The following is a 19,781-nucleotide window of genomic DNA, read 5'->3' as shown; positions in this document are numbered from 1 at the left end:
GAAGAAGAAAAAGAAGTAGCAAAACAAAAAGTTGATGAAGAAGTTATAAAAGCGAAAAATACTATAAATCAAGCTACAACAAATGACGGTGTGAATAATGCTAAAACAACTGGTAAAAATACTATTGAAAATATACAACCAGAAGTAGTTAAAAAAGCTGAAGCAAGAAAAGCGATAGATGAAGCAGCAACTCTTAGAAAAAATCTAATTGATCAAGATAATTCGACAACAAAAGAAGAAAAAGACATAGCTAAACAAAAAATTGATGATGAGGTTAATAAAGCTAAAAGAAATGTTGATCAATCAATAAATAATTCCAATGTAGATCATGCACAAATTAATGGTATAAGTGCAATAAATAACATTAATGCGGTAGCTTTGAAAAAAACACAAGCCAAAAAATCTATAGATGATGAAGTAACAGCAAAAAAAGCAGAAATTGATAGTAATCATGAAGCAACGAATGAAGAAAAAGAAATGACAAAACGTAAAGTAGATGAAGCAGCAACAAAAGCGAAACATAATGTTGATCAATCTACAACGAATGATACAGTAGATCAATCAACTCAAATTGGAATTTCAAATATATCTAATATTCAACCAGAGACAATACAAAAATCCTTAGCTAGACAAGCGATAGATGATGAAGCAACAATTAAAAAAGCAGAAATTGATAATAATCACAATGCAACAAAAGAAGAAAAGGATGTGGCTAGACAAAAAGTAGATGAAGAAGTTATAAAAGCAAAGAATAATATTGCTCAATCTACGACTAATTCTGATGTTGAAATAGCCAAAGAAAGTGGTAAACATGCTATTGATGAAATTCAACCAGAAATAGTTAAAAAATCTGTAGCTAAACAAACTATCGACGAATTAGCTAAACAAAAGAAAGCAGAAATTGATCAAACACCAAACGCAACAAAAGAAGAAAAGGATGCAGCAAAACAAAAAGTAGAAGAGGCAGTAATGAGAGCTAAAAAACTGCTCGAAGGTGCCAATACTAACTCAGATGTCGATCAGACTACAGAGCAAGGTAAACAATCAATTAATAGTATTCAAGTTGAAGTTATTAAAAAAGCAGATGCTTTATCTAAATTAGAAGTGGAATTACAAAAATTAAAAGATAAAGTATCATCTGATCAAACATTTACAATAGATGAAAAACTATTCATAAAACAAAAACTTGATGAATCATATAAAAAAGCAGAAGAAAAAGTAAACCAAGCTCAAACTAATAAACAAGTTGATAATATAAAAATACATTATCTTCAAGAATTTAATAAAATAGTTCTAATCGACAAAGTAAAATTGAAAGCTAAAGCCCAAATTTTTGATGTAGCAAATAAACGTAAAGCGTATATTAAAGGATTAACAAATATATCAGAATATAATAGAAATAAAGCTTATAAACAAATTGATGTTTATGTTATGAAAGCCTTAAATAAATTAGTTGAAAATGTGACTACTAATGATATTAATGAATTAACGAGAGTGACTATTAATGAGATTGAACATGTGAATGTTAAGCAATTTGAAAATAACTTTGGATTGGTTAATGACAACAAAGTTACATTTAATAATTTTAATAATAAATTTAATGTGAATAATAATCATTCAAAATTAAATACTCTACCTTATACAGGTGAAAATGAAAACTCATTATTATCTTTAGCTGAGTTCACATTATTAAGTGGTCTGCTATTATTATTAAAACGAAGAAAAAAAGAAGATAAATAATAAAAAATAAATTCAGTTATCTTCGTATTCAAAATATGAAATAAAAAACACTCCAAAAGTTATAATTTTACTTAACTTTTGGAGTGTTTTTTATTTTTAAGTATATATAAATTGTCTAGCTTCGTTTCCAGCGACGTGGCCGGTAACTAAAGCACTTGTAATATTGTAGCCGCCTGTATACCCATGAATGTCTAATACTTCTCCACATAAAAATAAACCAGGTTGAATTTTTGACATCATTGTTTTAGGCCATATTTCTTTAAGAGAAACGCCACCACCCGTAACAAATGCTCTTTCAATTGAAAGGGTACCATTAACAGTGAAAATGAATTGTTTGAAATGTTCTGCGAGGTGAGTCAACTGTTGATTTGAAAGATGATGAAATGTTGTATTTTCATTAATATTAGCCTGTTCTAGCATAAACAATAAATATCTTTCTTCTATTAAACCACGCAGTGCATTTTTTATATATTTGTCTGGTTCTTCGCTTAAGATTTTCTTTATTTTATTTTCTAAATCTTGTAAAGAAATCTCTGGAAATACATCTAATTGTAATTGTATGTCTTGTTTTTTCTGATTTTTTTGTTCTTTATAAACGAATTGGCTACAACGTAATGCAGCTGGTCCACTTACACCAAAGTGTGTAAAAATCATATCCATTTGATGACTAATACGTTTTTTACCATTTTTCTTTAAAACTGATAATTCTACATTTTTTAAACTTAAGCCTTTAAGTGTTTTATTTTTAATAAAAGATTCACTAGATGTAATAGGAACTTCAGTAGGGAATAATTCAGTAATAGTGTGGCCTAGATTTTTAGCAAATCTGTAGCCATCACCTGTGGATCCAGTTTGGGGGACGCTTGTTCCACCAGTCGCAATAATAACTGTTTTTGATTCAAATTCGCCATCTTGTGTTTTTACTATAAAAGATTGATCATTTTTAGAAATGTCATTAACAACAGTTTCTTCTTTAATTTCAACGTTGTTATTTTTAATTGTATTAACTAAAGTATCAACAATATCTTGTGATTTGTTTGAAACTGGAAACATTCTTCCATGATCTTCTTCTTTTAATTTTATACCACGACTTTCAAAAAATTCTATTATGGATTCGTTATCAAATTTTGAAAATGGACTATATAAAAATTTACCGTTTCCGGGTATATTTTTGATGATTTCTTCGTAAGGTAGACGATTAGTCACATTACATCTACCACCACCAGAAATTTTTAATTTTCTTCCAAGACCTTTTTTCTTTTCGATTAATAGAACCTTACTATTATTTTCACTCGCAGCAACTGCTGCCATTAATCCGCTTGGTCCACCGCCAATGATTATTGTTTGATACATATATTAACCTCCGTTATCATACATCTATATTCTACATAAATACTTATTATTTTGCGAACTGAAGTAGAATTTTGTGTTAAAAAGTGTATTAAATACATAAATAAAAAAATTACAATATTTTTATTTAATAATAGTGAGAAGAAACGATTAAAAAACTTAAAAAGAAACGAGAAACAATAAGTATTTTGTGATATATTTTATAGTAATGCAAGTCCTTAGTTTAGACAGATGTATAACGACATAGTTTGATTAAATTAAAGATAGGAAGATTGAATATGAGTGAAAATAAGGAAATGGTGCGCGGAACCTTTTTAATAACATTTAGTATTTTAATTACTAAAATTCTAGGTGTTTTATTTGTAATTCCTTTTTATGCGATTATGGGTGCAAATGCGGAGGAAAAGTTAGCGCCGTTTAACTATGCTTATGTTCCTTATAATATTGCTATTGCTGTCGCGACAGCTGGAGTGCCTTTAGCAGCTTCAAAATTTGTAGCAAAGTATAATGCAATAGGAGCATATAGAGTTGGACAAAAACTCTATAAATCGAGTTTTATCGTAATGTCGATATCAGGTATTATAGGATTTTTAATATTGTTTTATTTAGCACCTGATATTGCAGTGATTACTTTAGGTCAAAAAGAAGGAAAAGGTGGATGGACAGTACCAGAGATTACTTGGATTATTCGTATCATCAGTATAGTAGTAGTTTTTATCCCACTATTAGCAACATGGAGAGGGGTATTCCAAGGTTATCAATCGATGGGTCCAACTGCTGTATCTGAAGTTACTGAACAATTAGCCAGAATTATATTTATATTAATAGGTAGTTATTTAGTTTTAAATGTTTTTCATGGTACATATTTACAAGCCAATGGTGTAGCTACATTCGCAGCGGCTGTGGGAGCAATTGCAGGTTTATTTACTCTTTGGTATTACTGGAAAAAACGTAAACCTCACATTCAAAAAATGGTAGAGTCTGATCGTACAGGATTAGACATTTCTTATGGAAGAATGTATAAAGAAATTATTGCATACAGTATTCCGTTTGTAATTGTTAGTTTAAACTTCCCATTATTTAACCTTGTTGATCAATTTACACATAACAATGCATTAGATGCAGCAGGGTTCCATGCAAATAAAGATTATTTCTTTACGATATTAAACTTTACAACAAATAAAATTGTAATGATTCCAACATCACTTGCAGCAGGTTTTGCGGTAAGTTTAATTCCATTTATTACTAAAACATATGCAGAAGGCCGTTTAACTGAAATGCATCGTCAAATTAAAACATCAATCGGTGTTTTAATGTATATTACAGTTCCAGCAAGCTTAGGAATAATGGCCTTGTCTGCACCTTTATATACAGTTTTCTATCAATATAATCCAGATGGAAACAAAATGTTATTTATCTATGCTCCTGTAGCAATATTAATTTCTTTACTTAGTGTTACTGCTTCGATGTTACAAGGTATAGACAAACAAAAATTGACAGTGTTTGTCATTTTAGGAGCCGTTGTATTAAAGTTAGCACTTAATATTCCATTAATTATGACTTTCCATACTGCAGGAGCAATTTTAAGTACTGCTATTGCATTGAGTTTTGCGATTACAGCAAATTTCTTTATTTTAAAAATATATGCGAAATATGAATTTACAGAAACATTTGTGCAAGTAGCGAAAATTTTTATTTATAGTTTAATCATGATGATTAGTGTGGAAATTGTTTACTTAATTTTAGGTCATTTTGTCCCTGTAGAACGTAAATTTGGAGCAATGATTATATTACTCGTTGGGGTTATTGTAGGTGCTTTAGTGTATGGTAGTATCACAATTAAAAATCGATTAGCTGATCAATTTCTTGGTGAATTACCAGAAAAAATTAGACGTAAAGTTGGATTTTTAAGATGAGATTAGATAAATTTTTATCGAATATGGGAGTTGGCACGCGTACTGAGGTAAAGCAGCTTTTAAAGAAAAATAGTGTCAAAGTTAATGATAAAGTGGAAAAATCACCTAAATACCAAGTGAATCCTGAGCAAGATGAAATTACTGTAGATGGCAAAATAATAGAGTATATTAATCATGTTTATATTATGTTAAATAAGCCTAAAGGATATGTTTCTGCTACTTATGATGATATAAATCAAACAGTGATAGATCTTATTGCTGATTACCGCCATCTTGATATATTTCCAGTAGGCAGACTAGATAAAGATACTGAAGGTTTATTACTTATTACTAATGATGGACAATTTAACCATAATTTAATGAGTCCATCTAAACATGTGTCTAAAACGTATAAAGTAACCTCTAAATATCCTATTAAAAACGAAGATATTATTGCTTTTAAAAATGGAATTGAACTATCAGATGGCAAAGTAAAACCAGCACAACTTGAAAAACTAGATCATAAATTATCTTTAGTTACTATTTATGAAGGAAAGTATCATCAAGTGAAAAGAATGTTTCATTCAATTGATAATGAGGTATTAGAATTAAAACGTCTTAAAATTTCTAATTTGACGTTAGATGAAAACTTAAAATCTGGAGAGTATCGTTTACTAACTTCAGAAGAATTAAAACTTTTATAGTAATAAAAGAGAAAAGGGGTAATATGATGGCTAAAAGTGCAGGTTTATTAAGAATTGTGGCAGGAATTGGTGCTGCAGCGGCTGCAGTAGCATTATCACGTGAAAGTAGCAGAAATAAATTAAAAGCTGAGTATAATAAATATAAAGAAAATCCAGAAGGCTATAAACAAAATGCGAAAGGGCTAGTTAATGATATTAGCTCAAAAGCAAATGAAACAATTCAAAACGTAAAGAATGACCCACAAGGTTATGCAAATCGTTTAAAAAATGATCCTAAATCTTTATTACAAGATGAAAAATCTAAATTCACTAAAGTGAATACTAAAAAAAATGATACACATGAATTAGCAGAAGGTAAATTTGATGATGAAGGTGGCGCAACTGTTAATAATAATTTAAGAGTAGTCACTGAAGAAGATTTGAAAAACAATCATAATGCCTTAGACGATAGACATTAAACTTAAATTTTAAAGAAGTGAGAAAATTTTTTCTCACTTCTTTTTTTATATGTACTATGAAATTTTCTGACATCTTGTTGTCATTTAATACTAGATTTATGTAAAATAATAGGTATATCTATTGAAAAGGAAGTTGATCTCTAATGTGGAAAGAAAAAGTACAAGAATATGAAAGTCAAATTATTGAAGATTTAAATGGATTACTTTCAATCAAGAGTGTGAGAGATGATAGTCAAGCTTCAGAGGAAGCACCAGTTGGTCCTGGACCTCGTGAAGCTCTTGATTATATGTATAAAATCGCTCAAAGAGATGGTTTTTCTACCCATGATGTTGATCATATTGCTGGAAGAATTGAAGCAGGTCAAGGTGAAGATGTATTGGGAATTTTATGTCATGTAGATGTCGTTCCTGCTGGAGACGGTTGGGATTCTGATCCATTTAAACCTGTTGTAACAGATGATGCTATTGTGGCAAGAGGTACACTTGATGATAAAGGTCCAACTATCGCAGCTTACTATGCAGTTAAAATTTTAAATGAAATGAATGTAGATTGGAAAAAACGTATTCATATTATTATTGGTACAGATGAAGAATCTGACTGGAAATGTACAGAAAGATATTTCAAAACAGAAGAAATGCCTGCTTTAGGTTTTGCACCAGATGCTGAATTCCCTGCTATTCATGGTGAAAAAGGAATTACAACATTTGATTTAGTCCAAAATGTAAGCTCACATCATACTGATCATTCAGAAGCAAAACTTCTTTCATTTAAATCTGGTCAACGTTATAACATGGTTCCTGATCATGCTAAAGCACATATTTTGGTTGAAAAAAATATGACAGACGTAGTTCAACATTTCGAACATTATCTAGACCAACGTCAACTAGAAGGTGAAGCGGTTGTAGATAATGGTGAATTGATATTAACTGTTGAAGGGAAAGCCGTCCATGGTATGGATCCTTCACTTGGTGTGAATGCTGGTTTATATCTTATTGACTTCCTATCAACTTTGAATCTTAATCAAGCTGCAAAAGAATTCGCTGAATTTAGTAATCGTTATTTACATGAATCTCATTTTGGTGAAAAAATGGGTATGAAGTTCCATACTGATGTTATGGGAGACGTGACAACAAACGTAGGTATCATTACGTATGATAAAGAAAAAGGTGGCAAATTTGGTATCAATTTACGTTATCCTAAAGGCTTCGAATTTGAAACTGCTTTAGAACGTTTTAAAAATGAAATCAAATCTCAAGGGTTTGAAATAGAATTAGGTAAAGTTCAACAACCTCATTTCGTAGATAAAAATGATCCATTTGTACAAAAACTTGTCACTGCTTATAGAAATCAAACAGGTGATATGACAGAACCTTATACAATTGGTGGAGGCACTTATGCACGTAATTTAGACAAAGGTGTTGCATTTGGAGCTATGTTTGAAGATTCAGAGGATTTAATGCATCAAAAGAATGAATATATTACTAAAAAACAATTATTCAACGCAACAAGTATCTATTTAGAAGCAATTTATTCACTATGTGTGGAGGGATAAATAATGACAAAAGTATTTATTAACGGAGAATTTTTAAATCAAGAAGACGCAAAAGTGTCTTATGAAGACCGAGGTTATGTATTTGGAGATGGTATATATGAATATATTCGTGCATACAACGGTAAATTATTTACAGTAACTGAACACTTTGAAAGGTTCCTTAGAAGTGCGAGTGAAATTCAAATCGATTTAGGCTATACTGTCGAGGAGCTAACAGATATTGTAAGACAACTTTTAAAAATCAATGACATTCAAAATGGTGGAATTTATATTCAAGCGACAAGAGGTGTAGCACCAAGAAACCATTCTTTCCCAACTCCAGAAGTTAAACCTGCTATTATGGCATTTGCTAAAAGTTATGATCGTCCATATGACGACTTTGAAAATGGCATTAATGCTGTAACAGTTGAAGATATTAGATGGTTACGTTGTGACATTAAAAGTTTAAATTTATTAGGAAATGTTCTTGCTAAAGAATATGCAGTTAAATATAATGCAACAGAAGCCATTCAACATAGAGATGAAACTGTTACTGAAGGTGCGTCAAGTAATGTGTATGCGATTAAAGATGGCGAAATCTATACACATCCCGTTAATAATTACATTTTAAATGGTATTACTCGAAAAGTAATTAAATGGGTTGCTGAAGATGACAACATACCATTTAATGAAGAAACATTTACAGTTGATTTCTTAAAAAATGCAGATGAAGTCATTGTGTCTAGTACTTCTGCTGAAGTAACACCTGTCGTTAAGATTGATGGCGAAATTGTAAATGATGGTAAAGTAGGTCCAATTACTAAAAAATTACAAGAAGGATTCGAAAAGTATATTGAATCAAAAAGTATCAATTAACTTTAAATTTCTTCAACGATGATGTATATGATATGTTATAATATTTATAAAGCATTCGGGATTTTAGCTTTTTCATACTAGTAAAATGTATCATTTTGTTTCTCATTTTCAGTTGAAAAATTAAGCTAAAAATTATAAAATCATCATTGAGTGATTAAAGAGATAACGTAAAAAATTTAAATGATTTGAAGACATTTAAATAATAATTTTATCAATATAACAAAAACAAAGTTAGAAATATAATCGTTAGATAAAAAGCGATGATTAAATTAGATATATGGCTCTTGAAAAACTATATTTCTCGAGCCATTTTCTAGTTGAAAGTGAGGTGAACGAGTTGGAGCAGTTTTATCAATTAGGGTGGACGCTTGATTCTGCAGGTGGAGCATCTGGAGAAGCGTATATGGCTGAACAAGATGGACAAAAATTATTTCTTAAGCGTAACTCAAATCCATTTATTGCAGCTTTATCTGCAGAAGGTATTGTGCCTAAGTTAGTTTGGACAAAACGTATTGAAACAGGCGAAGTGGTAACAGCACAACATTGGAAAAATGGTAGAGAACTTACACCATCTGAAATGTCTCAAAGAAGAGTTGCTGAACTTCTCAAAAAAATACATGGTTCAAAACCACTACTTAATATGTTAAAACGTATGGAAATGGAGCCTATTACCCCAAATATTATGTTAAAGAAAATTAATGCTTCTTTATCTAGAGACGTATTAACCCATCATATTATTCGAAAAGCATTAACTTACTTGGAAGATCATATTCCTAATTTAGATTCACGTTTCTTTACAGTAGTTCATGGTGATGTTAATCATAATAACTGGTTACTTTCTGATCGTGATGAGTTATTTTTAGTAGATTGGGAAGGTGCAATGATTGCTGATCCAGCCATCGATATTGGTATGCTGCTATACAACTACGTTCCAAAACAACAATGGTCTAACTGGTTTAATACTTATGGTGTTAAAGAAAGTATGGACTTAAATAAACGTATGAAATGGTATACTGTGATTCAATCAATCGGCATGATTCAATGGTATGAAGAACAAAAAAGATTTAAAGATATGAACACATGGCTCAAATTTTTAAATGAGGTAATGAATAGTAATTTATTTATTTAAGGAGATTTAATACATGAGAGTCCGTTATAAACCATGGGCAGAAGATTATTTGAAAGAACATCCTGACCTAGTAGATATGGATGGTTCACATGCTGGCAAAATGAGTGATTGGTTTGATAAGAAACAGCCAATCTATATTGAAATCGGTTCAGGAATGGGGCAATTTATAACTACACTTGCAGAGCAACATCCTGAAATTAATTTTGTTTCTTTAGAACGTGAAAAAAGCGTTATGTATAAAGTGCTTGATAAAGTAAAGGATAAAGGACTCACAAATTTAAAAATGATTTGCAATGATGCAATTGAACTAAATGAGGACTTTAAAGAGAATGAAGTATCTAGAATTTATTTAAATTTCTCGGATCCTTGGCCAAAAAAAAGACATGCAAAACGTCGTTTAACGTATCGCACTTTTTTAGCTCTATATGAACAAATTCTTAAAGAAGATGGAGAAATACACTTTAAAACAGATAATAGAGGTTTATTTGCTTATAGTCTTGAAAGCATGTCACAATATGGAATGTATTTTACAAAGTTAAATTTAAATCTTCATGATGAAGATGATGAAGATAATATATTAACTGAATATGAGAAAAAATTTTCTGATAAAGGTTCCCGTATTTATAGAATGGAAGCCAAATTTCATAAAAATTAATAAATAATATATTAAATCCAACACACGAGCGTAAGAAGCAAATACATTCTTACGCTCGTGTGTTGTTTTATCATTTATTGCTCTTTATGATAAATATAAGTACATATGATAAACATCCATGCAATATATAAGAGAAAAAGAAAAAATTTAGTCCATATTTCATCTAAAATGATTATTGATTTTTGTATTATCATAGTAATCGTTACTTTACTGTTAAGTTCGAAAATGATAAAAAATTAATAAAAACATCAAACAAATGTAATTTAAAATATAAATATGAAGTGAAAAAAGTATTAAAATATTTTTTAAATATCAAAAAATAATATTAATTTTCTTCAATAGTAAGTATTTCACCTGTGTGTGCATCAGCATAGAAGGTATACTCTATATCACGGTTGTTTTTATTTTGAGTAATACCACCTTGATAAACAAAACGATTTAAATATTGCTCTTTATTTTGCAAAGGTTCATGAAGAATGTAAGAACCTTTAATATCTATAAAATATGATTTTACTTCCTCTAATATTCTATCCGGATTTTTTACTTTTTTGTTTTTCAATGTATGATAGAGTATAAAAGCCGTAGATGCTCCTATAGTTATTACGATGGGAATGGAGATATATTTTATAGTTTGACGAGTCATAATTATCGAATCTAACCTTTCTATTAATAGTTCTTATTATTAGTTTACCATAATCAAAATGATATAATAAATTTAAGGAGTGTGTTTATGTAATGGAAAACGATAAAACTTTACTTCGTATAAAAACATTAACAGAATTACATGGAGCACCAGGCTTTGAAGAAGAAGTACGTGACTACATGAAAAAAGAAATGACCCCATTTGTAGATGAAGTGATAACAACTCATTTGGGAAGTGTTTTTGGTATAAAAAAATCAAAAAAACAAAATGCAAAGCGTGTGATGATAGCGGCTCATATGGACGAAATTGGCTTTATGATTACGAACATCACTCAAAATGGCATGTTACAGTTTACTAATTTAGGCGGCGTATCTAATGATATATGGCAAGGACAACGACTGCAGGTTAAAAATAGAAAAGGTGAAAAAATTGTAGGTGTAGTTTCGAATATACCAAAACATTTTAGAACAGGTAATGAAGCGGTTCCTGAGATTAAAGATTTAATGTTAGATATAGGAGCAGAAAGTGATAAAGAAGTTCGATCACGTGGAATAGAAATAGGGGACACAATTGTTCCTTTTACACCATTCACTCAATTATCTGAACATCGATATAGTGCTAAGGCATGGGATAATCGTTACGGTTGTGTCTTAGCAATTGAAATATTAGAATTACTCAAAGATGTAGAATTAGATGTAGATTTATATGTGGGTGCAAATGTTCAAGAAGAAGTTGGATTAAGAGGTGCAAAAGCATCAACTGAATTAATACAGCCAGACATAGCATTCGTTGTAGATTGTTCTCCTGCAAATGATATTAAAGGTAAACAGCAATTATCTGGTCAATTAGGTGAAGGAACATTAATTCGAATTAAAGATGGTACAATGATTCTCTCTCCACGTTTCAGAGACTATCTACTGGAGTTAGTTGATACATTTGATATTCGTTCACAATACTATATTTCACCAGGTGGTACAGATGGGGGAGAAATCCATAAAGCAAATAAAGGTGTACCTACAGCAGTTATAGGCGTATGTGCAAGATATATTCATAGTACAGATGCGGTATTTGATATTAGAGACTATTATGCCGCGCGTGAATTATTAAAACAAGCTGTGAGTCACTTAACAAATGAAAACATTTTAACATTACAATTTCAAAGTGAGGAGAAATAATATGATTACATTAGAAACTGAAAAACAATTTGAAGAATTAAAAAATGAACAAACGGTATTTGAATTTACAGCTGGATGGTGTCCAGATTGTAAAGTGATTGAACCAGATTTACCGAAATTAGAAAAAAAATACTCTAATTTTAAATTTGTATCAGTAGATCGAGATAAATTTATAGATTTAGCAATTGAAAATGATATCATGGGTATTCCAAGTTTTCTCGTATATAAAAATGGTGAATTAATGGGAAGTTATATTGGAAAAGAACGAAAATCAATCGAACAAATAGATTCATTTTTAAGTCAATATGTGTAAATGAGTAATTAGGACTTAAACTTCTTATTTATATGAAAGAATAGCCTAATTTTTCTGTAACTGGAGCTCTTTTTATTGTAAAATATTGTAAGGTGCGAAAATAGGAGTGTTTTAATATGAACGTCTTTCAAATGAGAGATACATTAAAACAACGTTTAAAACATTTAGACGTTGATTTTAAGTTTGATCGTGAAGAAGAAACATTACGTATATATAGACGAGATAATTTTAAAGGCGTAACTATCAAACTTAATGCAGTTGTAGCGAAGTATGAAGAACAAAAAGAGAAAATCATTGATGAAATTATCTATTATGTTGAAGAGGCAATTGCACAAATGGATGATAATGGTCTATCTAAAATGAAAGATATTCAAGTTATGCCTGTAATAAGATCAACTAGTTTTGATAAAAAAACTAAAGAAGGTCATCAATTTGTTATTGAAGAACATACTGCAGAAACTAATATTTATTATGCACTTGATTTAGGAAAATCGTACCGATTAATTGATGAAAGTATGTTAAAAACACTAGGTTTAACTTCACAACAAATTAAAGAAATGTCGTTGTTTAATATACGTAAACTTGAGAATAAATATAAAACAGATGAAGTAAAAGGAAATATTTTTTATTTTATCAATTCAAATGACGGATATGATGCGAGTCGTATTTTAAATACAAAGTTTTTAAATGACATTGAAGCTCAATGTGAAGGTGAAATGTTAGTCGCTGTTCCTCATCAAGATGTATTAATTATTGCTGATATACGCAATAAAACAGGCTATGATGTTATGGCACACTTGACGATGGAATTTTTTACTAAGGGACTTGTACCTATAACGTCACTTTCATTTGGTTATAAAAAAGAACATTTAGAGCCGATTTTTATTTTAGGAAAAAATAATAAACAAAAAAGAGATCCAAACGTTATTCAACGTTTAGAAGCGAATCGTAAAAAATTTAATAAAAAATAACTAATAATACGTAAAAAGGAGAATTTAAATGAATTTATTTTATAATAAAGAAGGCGTAGGGGACGTTGCATTTTTACAAATTGAACCAACAGATGGGCCTTTTGAATATGAAATAAAAAATAATGTGGTTGCTATTAAACATGAAAATCAAATTGTTGGATTTAATATTTTCGATTTTTCAAAAGTATATTCAGTTAATAGTAAGGGTCATATTAAATTAAATGAAACGCTTGTAGAAGCTATACAACAATCAATTACAAATGCAGGTTTTGATTATCAACTTGAAGCGGATTTATCACCTAAATTTGTTGTAGGCTATGTAGAAACTAAAGAAAAGCATCCTGATGCAGATAAATTAAGTATTTTGAAAGTTGATGTTGGTAGTGAAAAACTACAAATCGTGTGCGGTGCGCCAAATGTAGAAGCAGGTCAAAAAGTTGTCGTAGCTAAAGTCGGTGCAGTTATGCCAAGTGGAATGGTAATTAAAGATGCTGAATTACGTGGTGTTGCATCAAGTGGTATGATTTGTTCAATGAGAGAATTGAACTTGCCTAATGCACCTCAAGAAAAAGGAATCATGGTATTGTCTGATGATTATAAAGTAGGCAATGCATTTTTTGATTAAAAAAACTAGGAAGGATGTGGAAGTATGAGTTGGTTTGATGAATTATTTGGCAATGATAAACATTCTGATGAAGAATTACTAAGACGAAAAAATAAACGTCGACATAACTCAGAAACACAAAAGAATGGTGAGCATACCTTACTTCCTGAAAATGATGATATCTATGATCGTCCGCGTGGAAAATTTCGTTTTCCTATTGATATAGGGCAAGATGCTGAAACATATGATGAAGCGGTTTACAGAGAAGTTGATGAAGATGAATATATGTCGCAGAAATCACCTAAAGTTGATAAAGAATTTGGTTATGGCGCTTATAGTTATGATGAAATAGATAATAATAATGACTATCCTCAAACTTATGACAGTGCAACAGATACTCGAAAACGCAGAAGAAGACAGTATACAAATCATGATGATACTGGAGTGCCTTCAATTAAAGAAAGACCTTCTAATAAACGTAATAAGTCGTTGAATAGTACACAATTAAATGATAAAAATAATAGAAAAACGACTTCTCAATATCATAAGCATACAAATAATCATTCTCATGTGAAATTACAATCGGAGCGTTTTAAAGCAAACTATAAAACGACATCGAATTCTACATATCACCATTCAAGTTTTAGAACTTCAGAAGTACCGTCTGCAGTATTTGGTACAAAAAAACGCCGACCAATTGAAAACGGTGTTATCCCTCCACTAAAAGAGAATGAGAATGACGATAATCATAATGACGAGAAACATAATTCAAAACAAGATCAAACAGCACAACGAGTATCTGATAATGATGTAAAAACAAATATAAGCAAGTCTAAAAATGAACCGTTGAGTCAAACTAAGTATGAAGATACTGATGTTTCAATTATTAATGATCAAAATTCTAATATTTATGAAACTACATCTTCAAAAAGTAACGTTCCTAATTTTTCTCAAAAAGATAATACGGTGAATATTGAGAATATTTATGCGTCACAAATAGTAGAAGAAATTAGACGTGAAAGAGAAAAAAAAGCACAACAAAAACGTAAGTTTAAAGAAGCTTTACAGAATAAGCGTCAACAATCAGCGGATAATGATAACGAAATCCAAAAAGTCATTGATGAAATGTATGCAAATCAAGCTAAGCAGTACACTGGAGAGAGTTCTCTAGATCATGAAGAAAATAATGATGAAGAGAGAACGACATATACAGAAGATAGTACTGATAAAATGGAAGACTCAAATGAGAATACGATGAATAATCATGTGATTGATGAAGGGACTCAAACTGATTCAAATACATCTAATTATGATGACGATGATGAGCAGTATCAATATGAAGAAATTGATTTGAAATCTGTCCCAAATATTCAAACTGTTAATGATAAAGATGTAGAAGTACGAGAAGTTAATGATACGACATCTACAGACGAACATAATGATGAGCCATTGTCAGACGATAATCTTAACGTATCACCTATACATTCAACTAAAGACAAACAGCATCATCTTAATAAAAATGAAGATGCTCATTTAAGTAAAGTTAATGAATTGCAAGACGATAATTATACTTCAAAAGAAGAAGTAGAGGAAGCAAAGTATCATGAGATGAACGCTTCTTCGAATGAAGAGGTAACTAAACAATCAAATCATAACGATGATGACATTGACCATTCAATTGATAATGCAATTGAGACAGATACTGAGTATGCTTCTGAACAAATTGAACATAACAATGATTCAGTTCATGACTCATCATCTAACACTGAAGATGAAAAATTAGAAGATGATAACAAACAAATCGTTGAAAATGAGGATGTTTCATCATCTATTAAATCCTCAATCATTCCGGGTAGTAAACCTTTTAACGTTGTAATGACGCCATCTGACAAAAAACGTTTGATGGATGCTAAAAAATTCAAAAAAACTAATAAAGTTAGCGTTCCAGAATTAAAACCAGAGACAAAATTGGAAAATAAATCAGTTAGTACACCAAGTTCAAGTCCATCAGTAAAAGCGACTAATAATCATGAAGAGCATATTAAAAAGAATATTAATGAACAATCACTTCAAGATAATCAAGAAGATGAAACGAGTGAACTTTCAAATGTACAAAATGAAAATACACAAGCCATATCTATGACATTAAATACTCAGAATGAAGATCAAGATGAAAACGAGCAACACGAAAGTAAAGCTGCGATTAGAAAAGGTCCTAATATTAAATTACCAAGTCTTGAATTATTAGAAGATCCGGAAATTCATCAAATTGATAACTCATGGATTGAAGAGAAAAAACAAGAATTAAATGATGCGTTTTATTACTTTAATGTTCCTGCAGAAGTTCAAAATGTGACTGTAGGTCCAAGTGTAACACGATTTGAGTTAGCTGTTGAAAAAGGTGTGAAAGTTTCGAGAATTACTGCTTTGCAAGATGATTTAAAGATGGCACTGGCCGCTAAAGATATAAGAATTGAAGCACCTATTCCAGGTACAAGCTTGGTAGGTATTGAAGTACCAAACCAAAATTCTTCAAAAGTAAGTTTAAAATCAATCTTAGAATCATCTAAGTTTAAAAATACTGAATCTAAATTAACAGTAGCTATGGGTAATCGAATTAATAATGAGCCATTATTAATGGATATTGCTAAAACGCCTCATGCTTTAATAGCTGGAGCGACAGGTTCAGGTAAATCTGTATGTATTAACAGTATATTAATGTCATTATTATATAAAAATCATCCAGAAGAGTTGAGATTATTATTGATTGATCCAAAAATGGTTGAATTAGCGCCATATAATGACTTACCACATCTTGTTTCACCAGTTATTACAGATGTTAAAGCAGCTACTCAAAGTTTAAAGTGGGCTGTTGAAGAGATGGAAAGACGTTATAAACTGTTTGCAAAATATCACGTACGTAATATTACTGCTTTTAATAAAAAAGCGTCTTACGAACAACGTATGCCTAAAATAGTCATTGTTATTGATGAATTAGCAGATTTAATGATGATGGCTCCACAAGAGGTAGAACAATCTATTGCTAGAATTGCTCAAAAAGCGAGAGCATGTGGAATTCATATGTTAGTAGCGACACAAAGACCTTCAGTTAATGTTATTACTGGACTTATTAAAGCTAATATACCAACCCGTATTGCATTTATGGTGTCTTCAAGCGTGGACTCTAGAACTATTATTGATAGTGGAGGCGCTGAAAGACTATTAGGGTACGGTGATATGCTATATTTAGGTAGTGGTATGAATAAACCTATACGTGTACAAGGTACATTTGTATCTGATGAAGAAATTGATGATGTCGTTGATTTCATCAAAGCACAAAGAGAACCAGAATATTTATTTGAAGAAAAAGAATTGTTGAAAAAGACTCAAACTCAAGCACGAGATGAATTATTTGATGATGTTTGTAGTTTTATGGTCAAAGAAGGACATATATCTACTTCATTAATCCAACGACATTTCCAAATTGGTTATAATCGTGCAGCAAGAATCGTCGATCAATTAGAACAACTAGATTATATATCTGGAGCAAACGGCTCTAAACCACGAGATGTATTTATTACTGAGGCAGATTTAAAGAAAGATTAATTTTAAAGGAGTTTTATGGATATGACGCATTATCATTTTGTCGGAATTAAAGGTGCAGGAATGAGTTCATTAGCACAAATTATGCACGATTTAGGACATGAAGTTCAAGGTTCAGATATTGAAAAATATGTATTTACAGAAGTAGCACTTAAAAATAAAGGGATTAAAATTTTACCATTTAGTGTAGATAATATACATGAAGGAATGGTAGTTATTCAAGGTAATGCCTTCCCTGATACACATGAAGAAATTGTTAAAGCACATGAATTAAAGTTGGACGTGATTAGATATCATGATTTTCTTGGTCAAGTCATTAATCAATATACATCGGTAGCAGTTACAGGTGCTCATGGTAAAACGTCTACAACTGGTTTATTATCTCACGTTATGAATGGAGACAAGAAAACATCATTCTTAATTGGCGATGGTACAGGAATGGGCTTACCAGGTAGTGATTATTTTGCATTTGAAGCGTGTGAATATAGACGTCATTTTTTAAGCTATCACCCAGATTATGCAATTATGACAAATATTGATTATGATCATCCTGATTATTTTAAAGATATTGACGATGTTGCTAGTGCTTTCCAAGAAATGGCAAATAATGTAAAAAAAGCGATTATTGCTTGGGGAGATGATGAACATTTAAGAAATCTAAAAGCAGATGTACCTATTTATTATTATGGTCTTAGTAAAAACGATGATGTATATGCAGATAATATACAAATAACTGAAAATGGTACTCAGTTTGATGTGTATATTAATGGAGAATACTATGATCACTTTTTAACACCACAATATGGTAATCATAATGTTCAAAATGCCTTAGCAGTTATTACAATTAGTTATCTTGAAAAAATGGATGTTAATAATATTAAAGAAGCTTTAGAAACATTTGGCGGTGTAAAACGTCGCTTTAATGAAACTTTTGTTTCAAAACAAGTATTAGTAGACGATTATGCTCACCATCCAAGAGAAATTAGTGCTACAATTGAAACAGCACGAAAAAAATATCCAAATAAAGATGTCGTTGCAGTATTCCAACCTCATACGTTTTCAAGAACTCAAGCTTTCTTAGATGAATTTGCTGATGCATTAAGTAAAGCAGACCATGTATTTTTATGTGAAATTTTTGGTTCAATACGTGAAAATACTGGAGAATTAACTATCCAAGATTTAATAAATCGTATTGACGGATCTGCGTTAATCGATGAAAATAGTATTGATGTATTAGAAAAATTTGATAATGCTGTTATTCTATTTATGGGTGCAGGAGATATTCAAAAAATCCAAGGTGCTTATGAAGAAAAAATTGGTATGTCAAAAGAATTCTAATATGTTTATATATAATTATTATGGGTATTTATAATTAATGACTTTTATTTTAAAAGAATATTTAGGAGGCGTTTTTTATGCATTGGATTTTACCAATTGCTGGAATTATTGCTGCAATCGCATTCTTAATTTTATGTATTGGAATTGTTGTAGTTTTAATTTCAGTTAAGAAAAATTTAGATCATGTGGCTAAAACACTTGATGGTGTTGAAGGTCAAGTTCAAGGTATTACTCGTGAAACTACTGATTTACTTCATAAAGCTAATCGCTTAACTGAAGACATTCAAGGTAAAGTTGAACGTTTAAACTCTGTTGTTGATGGCGTTAAAGGTATTGGCGACTCAGTTCAAACTTTAAATAGCTCAGTTGATCGTGTGACTAACTCAATCACACATAATATTTCTCAAAATGAAGATAAAATTTCTCAAGTAGTTCAATGGTCAAATGTTGCAATGGAAATTGCTGACAAATGGCAAAATAGACACTACCGTAGAGGAAGTGCAAACTACAGAGCTAACTCTGTAGCTAATGATGCAAATCAAAATTACACTACAAATGTTGAGAAAAACTTTTAATATGATTCAATCAAATGCACTTAAATGAGGTTTTTACTTGTTTAAGTGCATTTCTTATAGGAGGAATAAACATGAGTAAAAAATATAATCGTGACTCATTTGAAACGAATAACACTGGCAATGACTTACATGGTCGTGGCGCAAATCAATCTAATGATGACGTGAATACAAATGCGACGAAACACTATGATAGAGATGCATTTGAAACAAATAACTCAGG

At 30.6% G+C, this 19,781-nt stretch carries 17 protein-coding genes; 15 read left to right on the top strand and 2 right to left on the bottom strand.

Annotated features, from left to right (window positions below; translation table 11 throughout):
- A partial coding sequence (locus HMPREF3131_RS02420) for a DUF1542 domain-containing protein (RefSeq protein ID WP_141738166.1) occupies nt 1-1,740 on the top strand: 1,740 nt, incomplete at its 5' end.
- A 96-nt stretch (nt 1,741-1,836) separates the two neighbouring features.
- Here the strand turns inward: HMPREF3131_RS02420 and HMPREF3131_RS02415 are convergent.
- A complete protein-coding gene (locus tag HMPREF3131_RS02415) occupies nt 1,837-3,093 on the bottom strand; it encodes a BaiN/RdsA family NAD(P)/FAD-dependent oxidoreductase (RefSeq protein ID WP_049434905.1) in 1,257 nt (418 codons plus the stop codon).
- Nucleotides 3,094-3,368: 275 nt separating this feature from the next.
- Here HMPREF3131_RS02415 and HMPREF3131_RS02410 point away from each other — a divergent pair, with 275 nt between their 5' ends.
- From HMPREF3131_RS02410 to trmB, 7 genes are all read left to right on the top strand, one after another.
- The gene (locus tag HMPREF3131_RS02410; RefSeq protein WP_049434906.1) at nt 3,369-5,006 is read left to right on the top strand and encodes a putative polysaccharide biosynthesis protein; all 1,638 of its coding nucleotides are present in this window, start codon (nt 3,369-3,371) and stop codon (nt 5,004-5,006) included.
- Nucleotides 5,003-5,689, top strand: coding sequence for a pseudouridine synthase (locus HMPREF3131_RS02405; RefSeq protein ID WP_002488019.1), 687 nt, complete (start codon nt 5,003-5,005; stop codon nt 5,687-5,689). Before HMPREF3131_RS02410 ends, HMPREF3131_RS02405 begins: the two co-directional genes overlap by 4 nt.
- A gap of 26 nt (nt 5,690-5,715) precedes the next feature.
- Nucleotides 5,716-6,147, top strand: coding sequence for a YtxH domain-containing protein (locus HMPREF3131_RS02400; RefSeq protein ID WP_070436429.1), 432 nt, complete (start codon nt 5,716-5,718; stop codon nt 6,145-6,147).
- A 143-nt stretch (nt 6,148-6,290) separates the two neighbouring features.
- Complete coding sequence (pepV, locus tag HMPREF3131_RS02395; RefSeq protein WP_019835470.1) at nt 6,291-7,700, top strand: Cys-Gly-3M3SH dipeptidase; 1,410 nt, start codon at nt 6,291-6,293, stop codon at nt 7,698-7,700.
- A gap of 3 nt (nt 7,701-7,703) precedes the next feature.
- Complete coding sequence (dat, locus tag HMPREF3131_RS02390; RefSeq protein ID WP_002488018.1) at nt 7,704-8,555, top strand: D-amino-acid transaminase; 852 nt, start codon at nt 7,704-7,706, stop codon at nt 8,553-8,555.
- A 337-nt stretch (nt 8,556-8,892) separates the two neighbouring features.
- The gene (locus tag HMPREF3131_RS02385) at nt 8,893-9,684 is read left to right on the top strand and encodes a phosphotransferase family protein (RefSeq protein ID WP_002488010.1); all 792 of its coding nucleotides are present in this window, start codon (nt 8,893-8,895) and stop codon (nt 9,682-9,684) included.
- Nucleotides 9,685-9,697: 13 nt separating this feature from the next.
- Entirely contained in the window at nt 9,698-10,339 is a 642-nt protein-coding gene (trmB, locus tag HMPREF3131_RS02380; protein WP_070436428.1) for a tRNA (guanosine(46)-N7)-methyltransferase TrmB, read from the top strand.
- A gap of 325 nt (nt 10,340-10,664) precedes the next feature.
- Here trmB and HMPREF3131_RS11275 read toward each other — a convergent pair whose 3' ends face one another.
- Nucleotides 10,665-10,982 (bottom strand): PepSY domain-containing protein, encoded by a 318-nt coding sequence (locus HMPREF3131_RS11275; RefSeq protein WP_070436427.1) that lies wholly within the window; start codon nt 10,980-10,982, stop codon nt 10,665-10,667.
- A gap of 92 nt (nt 10,983-11,074) precedes the next feature.
- Between HMPREF3131_RS11275 and HMPREF3131_RS02370 the strand changes: the two genes are divergently transcribed.
- The 7 genes from HMPREF3131_RS02370 (at nt 11,075) to HMPREF3131_RS02340 (ending at nt 19,561) form a co-directional block, all read left to right on the top strand.
- Nucleotides 11,075-12,157, top strand: a complete 1,083-nt coding sequence (locus tag HMPREF3131_RS02370) for a M42 family metallopeptidase (protein ID WP_061544436.1) — start codon at nt 11,075-11,077, stop codon at nt 12,155-12,157.
- Nucleotide 12,158: 1 nt separating this feature from the next.
- Complete coding sequence (locus tag HMPREF3131_RS02365; protein ID WP_002449688.1) at nt 12,159-12,470, top strand: thioredoxin family protein; 312 nt, start codon at nt 12,159-12,161, stop codon at nt 12,468-12,470.
- A gap of 116 nt (nt 12,471-12,586) precedes the next feature.
- Entirely contained in the window at nt 12,587-13,441 is an 855-nt protein-coding gene (locus HMPREF3131_RS02360; RefSeq protein WP_017176344.1) for a DUF1444 domain-containing protein, read from the top strand.
- Nucleotides 13,442-13,469: 28 nt separating this feature from the next.
- Entirely contained in the window at nt 13,470-14,066 is a 597-nt protein-coding gene (ytpR, locus tag HMPREF3131_RS02355) for a YtpR family tRNA-binding protein (RefSeq protein WP_017176343.1), read from the top strand.
- Between the two features lie 24 nt (nt 14,067-14,090).
- The gene (locus tag HMPREF3131_RS02350) at nt 14,091-17,651 is read left to right on the top strand and encodes a DNA translocase FtsK (RefSeq protein ID WP_070436426.1); all 3,561 of its coding nucleotides are present in this window, start codon (nt 14,091-14,093) and stop codon (nt 17,649-17,651) included.
- A 21-nt stretch (nt 17,652-17,672) separates the two neighbouring features.
- Nucleotides 17,673-18,986, top strand: coding sequence for a UDP-N-acetylmuramate--L-alanine ligase (murC, locus tag HMPREF3131_RS02345; protein ID WP_019835464.1), 1,314 nt, complete (start codon nt 17,673-17,675; stop codon nt 18,984-18,986).
- Nucleotides 18,987-19,063: 77 nt separating this feature from the next.
- Nucleotides 19,064-19,561: a DUF948 domain-containing protein gene (locus HMPREF3131_RS02340; protein ID WP_002449680.1), complete on the top strand. Its 498-nt coding sequence runs from the start codon at nt 19,064-19,066 to the stop codon at nt 19,559-19,561.
- The last annotated feature ends 220 nt before the right edge of the window (nt 19,562-19,781 follow it).

The organism is Staphylococcus sp. HMSC14C01 (assembly GCF_001808085.1).
Taxonomy (GTDB): domain Bacteria; phylum Bacillota; class Bacilli; order Staphylococcales; family Staphylococcaceae; genus Staphylococcus; species Staphylococcus hominis.
Note: the sequence above shows the minus strand (reverse complement) of the source record. Positions and strands in the feature narration are given on the sequence as shown.